Annotated in this window: 13 protein-coding genes, 14 tRNA genes and 1 rRNA gene; all 28 read right to left on the bottom strand. The window is 35.9% G+C overall.

Annotation, left to right across the window (positions count from 1 at the left end; genetic code table 11):
* Nucleotides 1–8 precede the first annotated feature (8 nt).
* The 28 genes from merA to rrf all read right to left on the bottom strand — a co-directional run bounded on the left by merA (nucleotide 9) and on the right by rrf (nucleotide 15,942).
* Nucleotides 9–1,649, bottom strand: a complete 1,641-nt coding sequence (gene merA / locus BHF71_RS01295; protein ID WP_069655876.1) for a mercury(II) reductase — start codon at nucleotides 1,647–1,649, stop codon at nucleotides 9–11.
* 72 nt (nucleotides 1,650–1,721) lie between these two features.
* Nucleotides 1,722–2,021 carry a mercuric transporter MerT family protein gene (locus tag BHF71_RS12450; protein ID WP_281179240.1) on the bottom strand — a complete coding sequence of 100 codons (300 nt, stop codon included), beginning with the start codon at nucleotides 2,019–2,021 and terminating at the stop codon, nucleotides 1,722–1,724.
* 2 nt (nucleotides 2,022–2,023) lie between these two features.
* On the bottom strand, nucleotides 2,024–2,431 hold the full coding sequence (merR, locus tag BHF71_RS01290) for a mercury resistance transcriptional regulator MerR (protein WP_069655875.1): 408 nt from the start codon (nucleotides 2,429–2,431) through the stop codon (nucleotides 2,024–2,026).
* A 95-nt stretch (nucleotides 2,432–2,526) separates the two neighbouring features.
* Complete coding sequence (locus BHF71_RS01285) at nucleotides 2,527–3,024, bottom strand: (2Fe-2S)-binding protein (protein ID WP_069655874.1); 498 nt, start codon at nucleotides 3,022–3,024, stop codon at nucleotides 2,527–2,529.
* Between the two features lie 130 nt (nucleotides 3,025–3,154).
* Nucleotides 3,155–4,987: a glutamine--fructose-6-phosphate transaminase (isomerizing) gene (glmS, locus tag BHF71_RS01280; RefSeq protein ID WP_069655873.1), complete on the bottom strand. Its 1,833-nt coding sequence runs from the start codon at nucleotides 4,985–4,987 to the stop codon at nucleotides 3,155–3,157.
* A gap of 393 nt (nucleotides 4,988–5,380) precedes the next feature.
* A complete protein-coding gene (gene glmM, locus BHF71_RS01275) occupies nucleotides 5,381–6,721 on the bottom strand; it encodes a phosphoglucosamine mutase (protein WP_069655872.1) in 1,341 nt (446 codons plus the stop codon).
* On the bottom strand, nucleotides 6,691–8,364 hold the full coding sequence (locus tag BHF71_RS01270; RefSeq protein ID WP_069655871.1) for an NAD(P)/FAD-dependent oxidoreductase: 1,674 nt from the start codon (nucleotides 8,362–8,364) through the stop codon (nucleotides 6,691–6,693). The genes glmM and BHF71_RS01270 overlap by 31 nt, the downstream gene beginning before the upstream one ends.
* 4 nt (nucleotides 8,365–8,368) lie before the next feature.
* Nucleotides 8,369–9,595 carry a CdaR family protein gene (locus tag BHF71_RS01265; protein ID WP_069655870.1) on the bottom strand — a complete coding sequence of 409 codons (1,227 nt, stop codon included), beginning with the start codon at nucleotides 9,593–9,595 and terminating at the stop codon, nucleotides 8,369–8,371.
* A complete protein-coding gene (cdaA, locus tag BHF71_RS01260) occupies nucleotides 9,588–10,394 on the bottom strand; it encodes a diadenylate cyclase CdaA (protein ID WP_069655869.1) in 807 nt (268 codons plus the stop codon). Before cdaA ends, BHF71_RS01265 begins: the two co-directional genes overlap by 8 nt.
* 113 nt (nucleotides 10,395–10,507) lie before the next feature.
* The gene (locus BHF71_RS01255) at nucleotides 10,508–11,128 is read right to left on the bottom strand and encodes a zf-HC2 domain-containing protein (protein WP_069655868.1); all 621 of its coding nucleotides are present in this window, start codon (nucleotides 11,126–11,128) and stop codon (nucleotides 10,508–10,510) included.
* Nucleotides 11,115–11,717 (bottom strand): RNA polymerase sigma factor SigW, encoded by a 603-nt coding sequence (sigW, locus tag BHF71_RS01250; RefSeq protein WP_069655867.1) that lies wholly within the window; start codon nucleotides 11,715–11,717, stop codon nucleotides 11,115–11,117. The genes BHF71_RS01255 and sigW overlap by 14 nt, the downstream gene beginning before the upstream one ends.
* A 239-nt stretch (nucleotides 11,718–11,956) precedes the next feature.
* On the bottom strand, nucleotides 11,957–12,967 hold the full coding sequence (locus tag BHF71_RS01245) for an ABC transporter substrate-binding protein (protein WP_069655866.1): 1,011 nt from the start codon (nucleotides 12,965–12,967) through the stop codon (nucleotides 11,957–11,959).
* A gap of 183 nt (nucleotides 12,968–13,150) precedes the next feature.
* Nucleotides 13,151–14,050, bottom strand: coding sequence for an arginase (gene rocF / locus BHF71_RS01240; protein WP_069655865.1), 900 nt, complete (start codon nucleotides 14,048–14,050; stop codon nucleotides 13,151–13,153).
* A 284-nt stretch (nucleotides 14,051–14,334) separates the two neighbouring features.
* A tRNA-Gly gene (locus tag BHF71_RS01235) sits at nucleotides 14,335–14,408 on the bottom strand.
* A gap of 102 nt (nucleotides 14,409–14,510) precedes the next feature.
* Nucleotides 14,511–14,584, bottom strand: a tRNA-Gly gene (locus tag BHF71_RS01230).
* A 24-nt stretch (nucleotides 14,585–14,608) separates the two neighbouring features.
* A tRNA-Pro gene (locus tag BHF71_RS01225) sits at nucleotides 14,609–14,685 on the bottom strand.
* Between the two features lie 172 nt (nucleotides 14,686–14,857).
* A tRNA-Arg gene (locus BHF71_RS01220) sits at nucleotides 14,858–14,934 on the bottom strand.
* A gap of 14 nt (nucleotides 14,935–14,948) precedes the next feature.
* Nucleotides 14,949–15,023: transfer RNA gene (locus BHF71_RS01215), tRNA-Gly, on the bottom strand.
* A gap of 7 nt (nucleotides 15,024–15,030) precedes the next feature.
* Nucleotides 15,031–15,114 (bottom strand) — tRNA-Leu (locus tag BHF71_RS01210).
* Between the two features lie 25 nt (nucleotides 15,115–15,139).
* Nucleotides 15,140–15,215: transfer RNA gene (locus BHF71_RS01205), tRNA-Lys, on the bottom strand.
* A gap of 6 nt (nucleotides 15,216–15,221) precedes the next feature.
* Nucleotides 15,222–15,296, bottom strand: a tRNA-Gln gene (locus tag BHF71_RS01200).
* Between the two features lie 13 nt (nucleotides 15,297–15,309).
* Nucleotides 15,310–15,393 (bottom strand) — tRNA-Tyr (locus tag BHF71_RS01195).
* A gap of 6 nt (nucleotides 15,394–15,399) precedes the next feature.
* A tRNA-Thr gene (locus BHF71_RS01190) sits at nucleotides 15,400–15,475 on the bottom strand.
* Between the two features lie 7 nt (nucleotides 15,476–15,482).
* Nucleotides 15,483–15,558, bottom strand: a tRNA-Val gene (locus BHF71_RS01185).
* Between the two features lie 5 nt (nucleotides 15,559–15,563).
* Nucleotides 15,564–15,638 (bottom strand) — tRNA-Glu (locus BHF71_RS01180).
* Between the two features lie 16 nt (nucleotides 15,639–15,654).
* Nucleotides 15,655–15,730: transfer RNA gene (locus BHF71_RS01175), tRNA-Thr, on the bottom strand.
* A gap of 1 nt (nucleotide 15,731) precedes the next feature.
* Nucleotides 15,732–15,807, bottom strand: a tRNA-Asn gene (locus tag BHF71_RS01170).
* Nucleotides 15,808–15,825: 18 nt separating this feature from the next.
* Nucleotides 15,826–15,942 (bottom strand): 5S ribosomal RNA (gene rrf, locus BHF71_RS01165).
* Between the last annotated feature and the right edge of the window lie 36 nt (nucleotides 15,943–15,978).

Raw genomic sequence — 15,978 nt, 5'->3', positions numbered from 1 at the left:
ATCAATTATCATCCTGCGCAACAGGATAGCTTTGATATATCTTTATCAAATGTAAGAGAAGCCAACTTTAATCCTTCAGCCATAGTCAAATAAGGAGCCAGACTTTCACGCAAATCTTCAATAGTTAATCCGAATTTTACTGCTAGAGTTGCTGCATAAATAACTTCTCCCGCATTTTCAGCAACTACATGAACCCCCAGTATTTTTTGTGTTTTTGCGTCTGCTACTAATTTAAATATACCTGTGGTTTCATGATTGGCAAGTGCTCTTGGTATCGCATCTAAAGGTAATATAGATGTTTTAACCTCATATCCTTTTTCAATTGCTTGTTTTTCAGTAAAGCCCACGGTCGCAATTGAAGGGTTTGTAAACGTAACTCCCGGAACCACTTCTAAATTAACTTTTTGAGAATATCCCCCTAATGCATTATCAGCTGCAATTCCTCCTTGATATGCTGCAACGTATACAAACTGTGGCCCCATAGTTACATCACCGGCTGCATATATGCGAGGATTTGTGGTTCTTAAATACTCATCTACTTTTACTTCTTCTCGTGAACCTACTTCAACACCTGCTTTGTATAGATCAAGACGTGCGGTATTCGGTTTTCTTCCTGTTGCTATTAGAAGTTGATCAGCTTCAATAATTTTCTTTTCTCCATCTACTAAAATATGAACTTGTTTTTTATCACCAATTTGTTTAACCTGCTCAAACTCGACTCCTGTTATTAACTTTATGCCTTTCTCCCTTAAAAACTTTCTTACAGTATCAGCAATTTCAGGATCATAGTTTTTTAAGAAATTATTTCCTCTTTGAATTACTGTTACCTTGACCCCAAAATTTTTAAATAGATTCCCCATTTCTAATCCAATAAATCCTGCCCCAATTATTGCAAGAGTTTTAGGAATTTCTTTCAATTCTAATAAAGTTGTGCTTGTCAGATAATCAACTTCATCTAATCCTGGAATATTAGGAACAACAGGTGAGGCTCCCGTTGCGATTAAAAACCTTTTGGCTGATATTTTACGATTATTAACCTCTACTGTTTTTTCACTAATGAATTTTGCTTCTCCAGTGATCATTTCAATTCCATAAACATTTAGCAAATCAATATATTTTTGTTGACGAAGTTCTTTAACTAGCTTATTTTTTTGTTCAATTAACTTTGATAAATCTATATTATCAGCAGACGTATTTAACCCTATAAATGGATTACTTTTTGCGAAATGATTGATTTCACCAGCACGTAGCATTGTTTTAGAAGGGACACAACCTATATTTACACAGGTTCCACCTATTGTACCACGCTCAATCATCGCCACTTTTGCTCCATATTCTACTGCCTTGATAGCTGATGAGAATGCGGCGCTTCCGGAACCTATAATCACATAGTCATAGTCATTTTCGACTCCTAAAACCATTTTTTCTTTTGATTCTATCTCTTCAATCTCACTTGGTATGTATTTTGCTTTAATAATTGCTTTTTTTATTTTTTCAATATTAACCTCATCTAATAATTCAAATATCGCCCTTCCATGACGAAAACTTACTTCTATATTATTTGCCCCGATCTTCTGAAGTTCTTCTGTTATATGTTCTTCACAGCCTGTACACGTCATTCCCTCAATCTTTACACGATATTTCTTCAAACAAATTACCCCCTCTTAACGATTAGTTTTTCCAAATACTACCGAAAAAAGACAGGATGAACTATCACCGCTTTAAAATCCTCGGTTCATTATCGTATATAAAATCATAAATCCTGAAATTATTGTGGTAGTCCATAAAAGATTTTTAGCTTTTTGTGAAGGATTATCCTGTCTCCAAAAAAGAAAATGTGATAATCCTAATAGTAAAATTGTTAAAATAATAAATATATATCGGTAAGGAGTAAGTGCTAATGCAAATGTTCCTGCTAATCCACTCAGACCGAGTGGAATTAATAACGCTACACCAATTCAACAAAAACTCGCGATAAATGCAGAGAAAACTGATGCTACTGCTGCAAATTTACTTTTCATCATTAATCACCCCGTTTTTCCATTAATGTATCTATAATCGGACATTCATATAAAGCTTTCTCATCTGGACAACGGGCTTTTAAATCTTCGAGCATTTCTTCTATTTTTCTTAAATCTCTGATCATTTTTTGAACATCTTCAATTTTTTGAACAACAAATTCATGTATGTCCAAACATCTAATATCCTCTTTGTCAACAACACTAAGTAATTTTCCGATTTCTTTTAAAGAAAAACTCAATTCTTGCATACGTTTAATAAAATTTATACGATTTACGATATCTTCGGTATAAATACGATACCCAGAATCTGTTCTACTCGGTTGAGGAATTAACCCAATTCGTTCATAATATCTAAGGGTTTCTTTATTTATATTGCACTTTTTGGCAATTTCACCAATTTGATAGTTCATTAAAGTTCACCTCTATATAATTATAAACCCTGTACTAAAGTACAGGGTCAAGTTTTTAATATATAACATGGTTTAAGTCTTCATCCTCACAACTTTTATTCATCGTTTCTCTTTCCTTCTGTTTGGTATCTTTTTGCTTCCTCTAACATTTGTTTAACTGTTCCGCTACAACATTTACCACGAGGATTTTTTTTCAAACAATCATTTCCAGTATTTGCACCTGTCGTTTGTTGAATGTCTTCTAATGTATTGGCGCCTTTTTCTAATACAGCTTCAAATATTGCATCTTTGGTGACTTCTTTACAATAACAAGCATATATTGGTGTTGCATATGTTTTAAACCAAACAGGCACTTTAATCTGGTCGTGTGTAAAAGTTTGATTTGTATCACTATTGTAATATACGACTTCACAATCGGAATTTTTACATAGCCAATATTTACTTTCTGTAATACTTTCTGCAATCTCGTCTTTTACCAAAGAAACAACCGTTGTTTTATTTACCTTCTCTCCTTCTGTTTTACAAACAGGACAAAGAGAAATTTCTTCTTTATCATTATTAATCTTTTCTTTCGGAACATCACAGCATCCCATCGAGTACTCCTCCTATCATTGATATAATATTAGTATAAACCATGTACCTTAGTACTAAGTCAATGGGAACGTATTATCACATTAAAATATAAATGCAGACTACCCTTTCTAAGGTAGTCTGCATTTATTATTACTCTACAGTAACACTCTTTGCTAGATTTCGAGGTTTGTCAACATCATTACCACGCGCTAATGCAGCATAGTATGCTAACAATTGTAATGGAATGACGGATAATGCAGGAGTAAGTAACGGTAAGGTCTTAGGAATAGTAATTACCTCATCGACTGATTTAGCAAGCTCTGTATCTCCCTCTAGAGCTATTCCTAATACATAAGCATTTCGAGCTTTTACCTCAATTATATTACTTACCATCTTTTCATAAATATCTTCTTGTGTTGCTAAGGCAATCACGGGGATACCATCTGTAATTAGTGCAAGGGTACCATGCTTTAATTCTCCCGCTGGATAAGCCTCAGAATGGATATATGAAATTTCCTTTAGTTTTAATGAACCTTCTAAGGAAACTGCAAAGTCTAAACTACGCCCAATAAAAAATAGATCCTCATGTTTCGCAAAACGTTCCGCAAACTGCTTAATTATTGGAGCAAACTCTAATAGTTTTTCTGCTTGAGCGGGAAGCTCTTTAATTGCCTGAATGTATTTAGCAATCGCAGCATCCTCATGAGTTTCACGAACTTGAGAAAGATATAAGCCAAACAGATAGATAGCTACCAACTGAGATGTGTAAGCCTTTGTTGACGCCACAGCAATCTCTGGACCAGCATGGGTTAATAATACCTCGTCAGCTTCACGGGATACTGAACTTCCATTCACATTAGTAATCGCCAATACTTTAGCTCCATTTCTTTGACTTTCCCTTAATGCAGCCAAAGTATCTGCTGTTTCACCTGATTGGCTAATTACCATAACCAATGTATTTGGAGTAATGATTGGGTTACGGTATCTGTATTCAGATGCTACATCCACTTCTACCGGAATCCGGGTTAATTGTTCAATTACATATTTTCCAACTAACCCAGCATGGTATGCTGTCCCACAGGCAACGATATGAATTTTATCGATAGATTTAATGTAATCCTCTGTTAAATTAATTTCTTGACTTAAATCTACTGTATTTAACTGATGATTAATTCTATTTGATATAGTCTCACGATAAGCTCGTGGTTGTTCATAAATCTCTTTTAACATGAAATGATCAAAGCCATCTTTTTCCGCTGTTTCAACATCCCACTCAACGTGGAAGACATCTCTTTCGATTAACTTACCATCAGTGGTCATCAGTTGTACGTTGTCAGCAGTGATAACCGCCATCTCACCATCATTTAAAATATAAATATCCCTTGTATGCTCAATTAGAGCTGGAATATCAGATGCAATATAGTTTTCTTTTTCACCGATACCTATTATTAGAGGACTTGCAAGGCGAACAGCTATCATTTTTTCAGGTTCGTTTTTATAGATAATGCCAAGAGCATATGCTCCTTTCATTTTAGCGACTGCCTTTTGCACTGTTGTAACCAAATCACCATCATAAAGATGAGACAATAGGTGGGCAATCACTTCTGTATCGGTTTCAGAAACAAAAGTTGCTCCTTTTTCAATCAATTCCTCTTTTATTTCTAAAAAGTTCTCGATTATTCCATTATGAACAACAACAAACTCACTTTTCCCATCAACATGTGGATGAGAATTGACATCTGATGGACTTCCATGTGTTGCCCAACGAGTATGACCGATAGCCAAAGTTCCTTTAACTGGATTTTTCTCTATTAGTTCTTCTAAATTAGTCAATCGTCCTACAGTTTTTCTTACCTGAATTTCCCCGTCCTCATATATTGCAATTCCAGCCGAATCATAACCGCGGTATTCTAACTTCTTTAATCCATTTATTAATATAGGTTTCGCATCACGAGACCCAATGTAACCAACAATTCCACACACTTTTAGCTAACCTCCTATTTAATATCGGAGGCATAACTCACTGATATCAGGGGATTATGCCCCCGACATTCCATTAGTATTCTCCTCGTATTTCATAAGATAAACATAAGTATTACATGACAATAAAGCTTTGTCAGAAGAGTCACCTCTTCCTTTTGAGCTTTATTTTAACGGTATTCATGCCTACCGGAAGGTATCCGCCGAACAACTCGATAAACCTTCTCCTCGTCAACTACTTTATAAGTAGTTCAGGCGCTTTATTTTTAGAGAAAAATTAATACAGCAATAACCTTATAAGCCTCTCCTCCTTTTCATAATATTTCATTTTACTATATAGTATATTATCAAAAAATACTATCGTATGACATAGATTAACACATAGTATTAATCATATCATGATAATTCATTTTTGACTACTTCCACAATTTCCTTTACGTATTCTTTCAACAAATCTTCATTTGGTCCTTCTGCCATAACTCGAATTAATGGCTCTGTTCCCGACGGACGGACTAACACTCGGCCATCGTTACCTAACTTATCTTCTACTTTTTTTATCGCTTTTTCTATTGCCTTATTATTAGCAAAATTACTCTTATCAGTTACTCGAACATTTTCTAAAACTTGTGGATATTTCTTCATGATACTTGCTAATTCTGATAATGATTTGCCTTTCTCTTTCATCACATTAACCAATTGAATTGAAGAAAGAATACCATCACCAGTTGTGTTATAGTCCAAAAATATTATATGACCGGATTGTTCTCCACCAAGATTCAAACCATGCTTTCTCATTGCTTCCATTACATACCTATCTCCAACCTTGGTTTGAACGCTTTGCAACCCATTTTCTTCAACCGCTTTATAAAAGCCAATATTACTCATTACGGTACTTACTATAGTATTATTCTCTAACTTTCCTTTTTCAGCTAGATATTTACCGCAAATCATCATTATATAATCGCCATCAATGATTTTACCTTTCTCATCAACTGCGATCAATCGATCTGCATCACCATCGTAAGCAAGACCTATATCAGCTTGATGTTCTTTAACAGCATTCATTAATTTTTCAGGATGCGTTGACCCACAACCATCATTGATATTTAATCCATCTGGTTGATTGAATAATGAGACCACGGTTGCCCCCAATTCCTTAAACATGGTTGGAGCAATTTCATAAGCAGCACCATTTGCAGTATCCAAAACAATTTTTAACCCCTTAAAATCAGTATTTATTGTGGATTTTAGATAAGAAATATATTGTACTTTAGCATCGTATCTCTCAAAAAGACGTCCTATTTCTCCACCAATTGGTCTTGGTAATTTATCTATCTCCTTATCTAGTAACATTTCAATCTCATTTTCGGTTTCATCAGATAACTTAAAACCATCTGCTCCGAAAAACTTAATTCCATTATCCTTAACTGGATTATGAGATGCTGAAATCATTACTCCTGCATCTGCTTTTAATTGTCTTGTTAAATAAGCCACACCCGGAGTTGTGATTATACCAAGTTGTAGCACATTAGCACCAATTGAAAGCATGCCTGCGATCATGGCACTTTCTAACATCTCACCAGAAATCCGAGTGTCACGACCGATAACAATAGTTGGTTTTTTCATTTCTTTTGTTAATACGTAGGCCCCAATACGACCTAATTTATAAGCTAGCTCAGGTGTTAACCCCTGGTTAGCTACCCCCCTTACTCCATCAGTTCCGAAATATTTTCCCATGATAAAAGCTCCTCCTCTATACTTTGTTTTGGAATTTTATATGTTTGGATTAACTTTTCAGCAACTCTAATCCCATCTACTGCAGCACTCACAATTCCCCCAGCGTACCCCGCACCTTCTCCAGTGGGATATAGTCCTTCTATATTTTCAGATTGCAAATCCCCATTTCTTGGTATACGAATGGGAGCAGAGGTTCTAGTTTCTACACCAGTTAATACTGCTTCTCTAGAATCATATCCTTTGATTTTTTTACCAAATTGTACAATCGCTTTTTCTAGAGAACTGCCCACATAATCAGGTAATATTTTCCGTAGATCAGTAGGTGTTACACCTGGTTGATAAGTGGGCTTAAATGGAACATCTAAATCATTCGATGGCACCCCATCAAGAAAATCTCCTACTTTCTGTGCTGGCGCCTTGTATCCGCCACCAGCTAATTTATATGCTTTTTTTTCGTATTTTCTTAGGTATCTTATTCCGGCTAAGGGATCTTCTCCATTAAAATCATCTATCGATACTGTAGCCACTAAGGCACTATTTGCAATTCCTGAATTACGCTTAAAATTACTCATCCCATTTGTAACAACCATTTCTTTTTCTGAAGCTGCTGCAACAACATATCCACCGGGACACATACAAAAGGAGTAACTAGCACGATCATCATTAGCATCACCGGCTTTTTTAACTAAAGTATAATCAGCAGCACCTAACTGCAATGCATTGGCAAATGGTCCATATTGTGCCTGATTAATTAATTGTTGAGGATGTTCGATTCTAGCTCCAATAGCCAATGGTTTTTTTTGCAACTTCACCCCTTGTTCATATAACATTTCATAAGTATCTCTTGAACTATGTCCAATCGCCAGTAGCACCACTTGAGCCGGAATTTGAACACTGTTGTTAACTTCGACCCCAACAATTTTCCCTTCTTCAACAATAAGTCTTGTTACAAGGGATTCGAATTTTATTGTGGCACCCATCTCAATTAACTTTTTTCTTAATTGATAGATCACTTTCCTTAAGTAATCTGTTCCAATATGTGGTTTATGTTCATATAGAATCTCTCTAGGAGCACCGGCCTCAACAAATGTATGAATAACTCGGTCTATTCTAGAATCTTTGATTCTTGTTGTCAACTTACCATCAGAAAAAGTACCAGCACCACCTTCACCAAATTGGACGTTGGAGTTAACATTTAACTCTCCGGTTTTCCAAAAATGAAGAATATCTTTATATCTTTGCTTCACATCGCGTCCTCGTTCCAAGACTATTGGTTTATATCCTCGTTTTGCTAATTCTAAAGCTGCAAACAATCCCGCAGGACCCGCTCCAACTACGATGGGAGGATATTCTAAATCTTTATCCCCGGGTAAAATCTCCGGTAATTCTTTTTTAGGCTTTACAATCTGAATATCTGGATGATTAATTTTATTTACTACCTTTTTTTCATCAATATTTAGGGTTATTTCAATTTGATACACAAACTTGATATTAGACTTTTTTCTTGCGTCGATAGAACGCCTTACGATTTCATATTCTTTAATTTTATTGAAAGGAATTCGCAACTTTTTCTCTATCGCATTAATGAGATCTGATTTGCTATGATCAATATTAAGCTTGATGTTATTCAATCTTATCGTCATAATACTACTCCTTTATGATGACCACATTGGCAAATTTATCTTTATCTATTTGCTTAACTAAAATCGGTGTGTTATATTGAATCAATATTTGGTATTCTCCCGGTGGTAAATTGCTTACATCAACAAATGCTTGAACATCTTCTTTGGCTAATGCCTCCATTATCTTAGGTGCTCCTTCTACGATAATATCTACTCCATTTGAAGGATTCGTAATCCTAGCTGATAACTCTCGACCTAATCCGATAATTTCGATAGGAACCTCCTTAATTGTTTTGGTAATCGACTCAACAACTTTTGCCTCGAATTCGATATAATCTGGTTCCACTTTTAGTAATTTCTCCTCTAAAGGAATGTTTACTTTTACAGTTTGATTACCTTCTAGATTCGATAGATCCACATTTGGTCCTGTATAAACGTTATATTGACTAATTATTTCTTTTGGACCGTATATAGTTACTTCTTTTGTTAAAAGATTTAATGATTCAAGCGCCCATCCATTAGGAGGTTGTTTATCAATTTTAAACGTTAATGGAATAGTAACAAAAGGACTAGTTATTGGAATTTGAACATCAACTATAAGCGGTGTAATATCTACTTGAACCACATTTCCATATTTATCGAATGCACGAAGTGGAACTTGCTCTGAGATTGATTTTTCAGCTTTATCAATATTGATAAAGGCCTTAACAAAAGCCACCTTTTCCACTAGGTCTTTTGTACCGGATATATGAACCTTCTTCGGTCTTATAATTGGTTCAGCTGACTGAAATCCTTCTTTTTCCTTTCCGATCTTATCAATTGTTACCTCAATCTCTTTTCTATATTTTGATTCCAATCTAACCTCAACTTTTTGGGGTTCAATTTCAACATCTATACTGCTAGGAAAGCCCGAATATTTTATAGGAACTTCATATGTTCCAACTGAAAGGTTAGCTAGGTCAATAAAAAAACGAGCTTTATCTATATTATTGCTATCATGTAATTTATCAATAACTGATGCTTCACCTCTAAGAATAACTTTAACTTCATCTGTTTGCATATCGACGACAAACTGATTTTCATCAAAAATTGGTGAAATCTTTGTTTGGTAAAAATACGTTGTTTGCGAGTTTTTAGAAAAGTTATTATTAAAAGAGGAATTAGTATCTAGGTTAACCACCATCCACAACATTATCGCCAAAATTAAAGATAATATTTTTAAAAAATTATTATTCTTAATCCAATTATCCATCTTTATTCCACCTTTTATACCAGAAAGATTTGGAGTTCTTTTCGGTGGGACGTATTTCCGATAATAATATGGCTTTTAATCTTTTTTCCGTCAACCCTCTCTCGATTTGTCCATTCATAGATATTGAAAAGTGACCTGTTTCCTCAGAAACGATTAAAGAGATAGCATCGGATAACTCTGTCATGCCTATTCCAGCACGATGTCTAGTCCCCAATTCTTTACTAATGAAGGGATTTTCAGATAATGGTAAGTAGCATCCCGCAGCCATAATTTTATCCTTTCTAATTATAACTGCTCCATCATGTAAGGGAGTATTTGGAATAAAGATATTTATCAACAATTCCGAGGTCACGTCAGCATTTAAGCTTACTCCAGATTCAATATATTCAGAAAGGCCTGTATTACGTTCAATAACTATTAATGAACCGATTCTTCTTTTAGAAAGGTAGCTAACTGCTTTTATTATTTCTTCAACTAATTTGATATGGGTTTGTTCATCCATACTATTCACGCGAAAAAAAAGCTTGCCACTTCCAAGTTTTTCTAAAGCACGTCTTAGTTCTGGCTGAAAAATTATAATTATTGCTAATACCCCATAGGTAAAAGCTTGGGACATCAGCCATTGTAACGTTCTTAACTCAAAATATGTGCTTATTAGCCAGGCAACAACAATCACCATGATACCCTTTAATAATTGAATTGCCCTCGTTCCTCTCACTATTAAAAGTAATTTATAAATGACATAACTAACCAGCAATATATCAATTATATCATCAATGAATGTAATAAATGTTCCCAAGTTCCTTCCTCCATTGACAATTTATCTAATTTTACTTATCTATTTGAATAAGTTGGTATTTATATATAGTATAACTTCTTTCTAAGCAAAGATTAAACCTCTTAAGCATAAAATTATCCCCCGATAAAGTATGGGGGAATTTTAGTCCATAAATTTTTCAAATTATACCAAATCCATTCATATAATCGGTCGATTTGTTTTGTGTGTCCATCTACCTGACTAGCGTTAGCCATTAAGATGTCACCATTAATTACTGTAACATTACCTTTTACTTCTCCATTAATCTTTAAGTTTCCATTTTCAATTATAAGATCGCCAATTATCTTCTTCCCCTCGGGAACGATTACTTCATTTCCTTTAACTATTAATTTAGCCTGATCAGTTGTAACAATTTTTAATTCATTGTCCTGTTCCATGTAAGTAACCAGACTTATGCTAAACAATAATAAGAAAATACTCGCAGCCACAACAACAGGATATTTAACCAACCATCTCTTTATACGAGTTTTACTTTCTTTTTGAGGTAGTTGTTGCATCAATTTTTGAACAAAGTCTGGAGGCGTCGATACCATGGGAAGCTGTTTTAGCAATCGTTCGGTAATCTTTAATTCTTCAAAATGTTTCTTGCATTTATGACACGTCTTAATATGTTCAAGAAATTCCTGATACGGATAACCGTCAATATCATCATCCAAATAAGCGTGCATTATAGATTCTGTCTCATGACATTTCATATTTGCCACTCCTATCCACGGTTGTATATTTATTACTAATTTCTTTACGTATATATTCCCTACCACGGAGTAACCTCGTTTTTACCGTCGATATTGGTAGATTAACAATTTCACTTATTTCTTTAATTGATAAATCTTCTACATATCGTAAAGTCATAATTACGCGATATTTTTCTGGTAAATTTAAGATTGCTTTATGAACTTGATTAATCTCTTCATTAGAAATAATTGACTCTTCAGGGCCAATACTTTGATTTGGTAATCGAGTGTACCAATCTAGCCCCTCTTCTTCATTCCAATAATCATCCAGTGAATAAGTAGTCCTTCTTTTCCTTATACGATCAATACTAAGATTGGTTGCAATTTTATATATCCAAGTTGAAAATTTATACTTTTCATCATATCGATCGATATTAGAATAAACTCTAAGAAATGTCTCTTGACTTACATCCTCAGCCTCTTGGGTATTACCTAGCATTCGGTAAGCAAGATTAAATATTTTATCTTTATATTGATAAACTAATTCTGCAAAAGCTTGCATATCGCCAGCCTTTGCCTTTCTTATTAATTTGTTATCAACAAAATTCATTTTATTTCCTCCATCATTGAGGGATTTAATTAAAAAATTATTGTTTATAAAAATATGGATTTATTCAAAAAATTTACCTTAATTATATTAGCTTTTAATTACCAACTACTCAATACTTATTTATTAAATAATACAAAAGAAGTACCAAATAGGTACCTCTTGTTGCCAAATTATATTATATCATCATTTTCTTATATAAGGACCCTCTATTAATCCACAATTTCGAAATATATACAATGTTATCTATCTGGTAAAAATTGATTAGTAAATGCCTTACTAATATCGATCATTTGGGGGATTAATCCCTGATCTACCATCCATTGTGTATAATTCATCCAGACAGATTCCTGCTGAATCCCCCATTGTAGTGCATCTTCTTGGTATTTATTACTTATCCATTCTTGACTTTTTAATACTAATTCTTTATCTGGACCCGTCACGTGTCCTAATAATATATTTGCAGCTTCTTTAGGTCGATTTATAGCATATTGATAACCTTTCGCGGTAGCTGCCATAAATTTCTTAATTGTTTTTGAGTGCTCTTTAATGTATTTTTCATTCACAATTATCACAGGTGAATAAGATTCTAGTTCTGGGGCAACCCTTGTTAATTCAATAAAGTTGATGGGATAACCCTTTAATTTTGCTTCAATTCCTGTCCATCCATAGTTAATCCATTCAAAATCAACATCAGATTTCATAGCTGTAAAAAAGTCCCTCGAACCAACATTAACATATTCTACTTTTCTGACATCTGCACCTTCATTTCCCATTACTGTTTTTATTACGGCCCTTTCAATTGGTGAACCCCAACCACCATATTTTTTACCTTCAAAATCTTTTGGTGATGCGATCTTTTTTTCAATTGGGGCAGCAAATCCTGATGTGTTATGTTGAATTATCGCAGCAATTGATACAACTGGCAATTGATTTGCTCTTGCATAGGTAACTTCTCCTTGATAACTTATTCCAAATTGCGCTTTACCCGATGCAACAAGTTGGGCAGTTCCTACCTCATTGGGTTGAATAATATTAACATCCAAACCTTGTTCTTTATACCATCCTTTATCCTTTGCGACAAATAATCCCGTGTGAGTGGTATTTGGTACCCAATCTAACACTACTGTAACTTTTTCTAAGATTGCTATATCTTCGTTTTCATAAGTTTTGCTACCTTCATTAGAGCACCCGTTCAACAAAGTAACTAAGGAAATTATTAAAATAAGAATAATCAGGCTTTTTCTCGTCATCTCTTTGTCCCCTTCATAACTATTATCAAATCCTCAGTGGCATTTATTATACAAATGATATATTAACTACACTGATAAAAGAATGGATTGAAAAAGCTGACCTTTCTGGCCAGCCCATAAATACGATCATACTTAGCTAAAATAATAATATCATTAACCACATGATTGTCAAGTAAGCTATCTCTATAATAACTTTTCACCAAATGCTGAAGCCATCAACCCTACGGCTACTTCTGCTGTTTTATTTCTTTGATCCAATATAGGATTAACCTCAACAAATTCTGCAGAAATCAGTATATCGGCTTCAGCAAGCATTTCCATTGCTAGATGTCCTTCGCGATAAGAAATGCCCCCAGCTACTGGAGTTCCAACACCTGGAGCATCATTCGGATCAAGGGCATCTAAATCTAAACTCAAGTGAACTCCATCAGCATTCATTTTCAAAAATGAAATGGCTTCTTCCATTACTCTAGCCATGCCTAAGCGATCAATTTCATGCATCGTATATACTTTAATACCTCGGTCCCTAATAAACTCCCTTTCCCCTTTATCTAAATCCCTTGCACCAATAATAACAATATTTTCAGGCTTAATTTTTGGTGAAAAACTCATTATATTAACAAGATCAGGATGGCCATAACCCAAACTAACAGCCATAGGCATTCCATGAATATTACCAGAAGGCGAAGTATCAGGGGTATTTAGATCTCCATGAGCATCAAACCAAATAACTCCGAAATTATTTTTAAGATCTGCAATTCCTGCTAACGTTCCTATTGCAATACTATGGTCACCACCAAGAACTAGAGGGAATCTCTCTTCTTTCATCACTTTTGATACCTTTCTTGCCAGCTCATCATTTACCATTTTAACTTCCCTCAAGTATTTTAGCTTTTCATTTTCAATTCGATAAGTTTCAGGAGTAGGGACATTTAAGTTTCCAATATCGATCACGTTATATCCTGATTTTTCTAAACGTTCTTTCATATTTGCATATCTTATGGCACTAGGCCCCATATCAACTCCCCTACGCCCCGCTCCTAAATCCAATGGTACACCAATTATTGTTATGTCCTTTCTCATCTATTCTTCCCCCTATTTTAAACAATTGTATAAATCATATAAATATTTTAACATTTAAATTTAAAATTTCTAAACTTTCTTTTTATTTTTATCGTTCTAATTATTTCTATAAAGTCAAGTAAATTAAGTCAGTTTTAATTAAAGGGAATTTTTCTAAGGATTTATAAATAGTAAATATGCAGAAGTTTGAGATTAATAATGATAGAAATATGATTGACTTAAGGAAGGTTTGAAGATGAAAAAATGACATAAAAAAAAACCTCATTTGAGGTCCGAAAACTAGATGGAGCGGGTGATGGGAATCGAACCCACGCTACCAGCTTGGAAGGCTGGAGTTCTACCATTGAACTACACCCGCGTACTAATATAAATTTCATGTACCACCATAAGGCGGATCGACCAATAAATAGTCCACAATTAAAAGCATAGGAATTCATTTAAAATGTTATAGAATAATAAATGGAGCGGGTGATGGGAATCGAACCCACGCTACCAGCTTGGAAGGCTGGAGTTCTACCATTGAACTACACCCGCATCATCTAAGTAATATTTTTTTAGTGGTCGGGATGACAGGATTCGAACCTGCGACCCCCTGGTCCCAAACCAGGTGCTCTACCAAGCTGAGCCACATCCCGATATAAAAAAATGTAATAATGATGTGTAAATGGCGTGCCCTGAGAGATGCACTCCTTCGTCGTGACTTCAACATCGCTTCACTGCGTCGCAATATACTCCTTGTTCCACGTGTTTCCGACGAACTCTTTATCGTTCGAATCTTCTTATCGAAGAAAATTCAAATGATGTAAATGGCGTGCCCTGAGAGATTCGAACTCCCGACCTTCTGATTCGTAGTCAGACACTCTATCCAGCTGAGCTAAGGGCACGTATAGAATTAAGATGGAGCGGACGACGAGATTCGAACTCGCGACCCTCGCCTTGGCAAGGCGATGCTCTACCACTGAGCCACGTCCGCAAATTGATGGTGCGGGTGGAGGGAGTCGAACCCCCACGCCAAAGGCGCTAGATCCTAAGTCTAGTGCGTCTGCCAATTCCGCCACACCCGCACATTCATCATCGATTTTATTGAAATGGTGAGCCATACAGGATTCGAACCTGTGACACCCTGATTAAAAGTCAGGTGCTCTACCGACTGAGCTAATGGCTCATATCATGGCTGGGCTAGCTGGATTCGAACCAGCGCATCACGGAGTCAAAGTCCGTTGCCTTACCGCTTGGCTATAGCCCATTAATTCATTAAGTGGTGGAAGGGGTAGGATTCGAACCTACGAAGCTTCCGCAACGGATTTACAGTCCGCCCCATTTGACCACTTTGGTACCCTTCCAAGAAATGGTGCCGGCGAGAGGACTTGAACCCCCAACCTACTGATTACAAGTCAGTTGCTCTACCAATTGAGCTACACCGGCTCATTAATGGTGGACGGTGACGGGATCGAACCGCCGACCCCCTGCTTGTAAGGCAGGTGCTCTCCCAGCTGAGCTAACCGTCCAAATATGGTGACCCGTAGGGGATTCGAACCCCTGTTACCGCCGTGAAAGGGCGGTGTCTTAACCACTTGACCAACGGGCCTTAATTTACATTTCACTGGAGCTCCCAACCAGGATTGAACTGGTGACCTCTTCCTTACCATGGAAGCGCTCTGCCTGCTGAGCTATGGGAGCATGGCTCCTCGTGCAGGACTCGAACCTGCGACAACTCGGTTAACAGCCGAGTGCTCTACCAACTGAGCTAACGAGGAACAATATTTTATTTATTAGCCTGGCAACGTCCTACTCTCCCAGGACCCTGCGGTCCAAGTACCATCGGCGCTGGAGGGCTTAACGGTCGTGTTCGGGATGGGTACGCGTGTGTCCCCTCCGCTATCGTCACCAGACTTCTTCTTATTTAATTTATGGTGTGGTTATACTTT

The sequence above is a fragment of the Vulcanibacillus modesticaldus genome, assembly GCF_001730235.1.
Taxonomy (GTDB): Bacteria; Bacillota; Bacilli; order Tepidibacillales; family Tepidibacillaceae; genus Vulcanibacillus; species Vulcanibacillus modesticaldus.
This window is presented reverse-complemented; position numbering and strand designations above follow the sequence as displayed.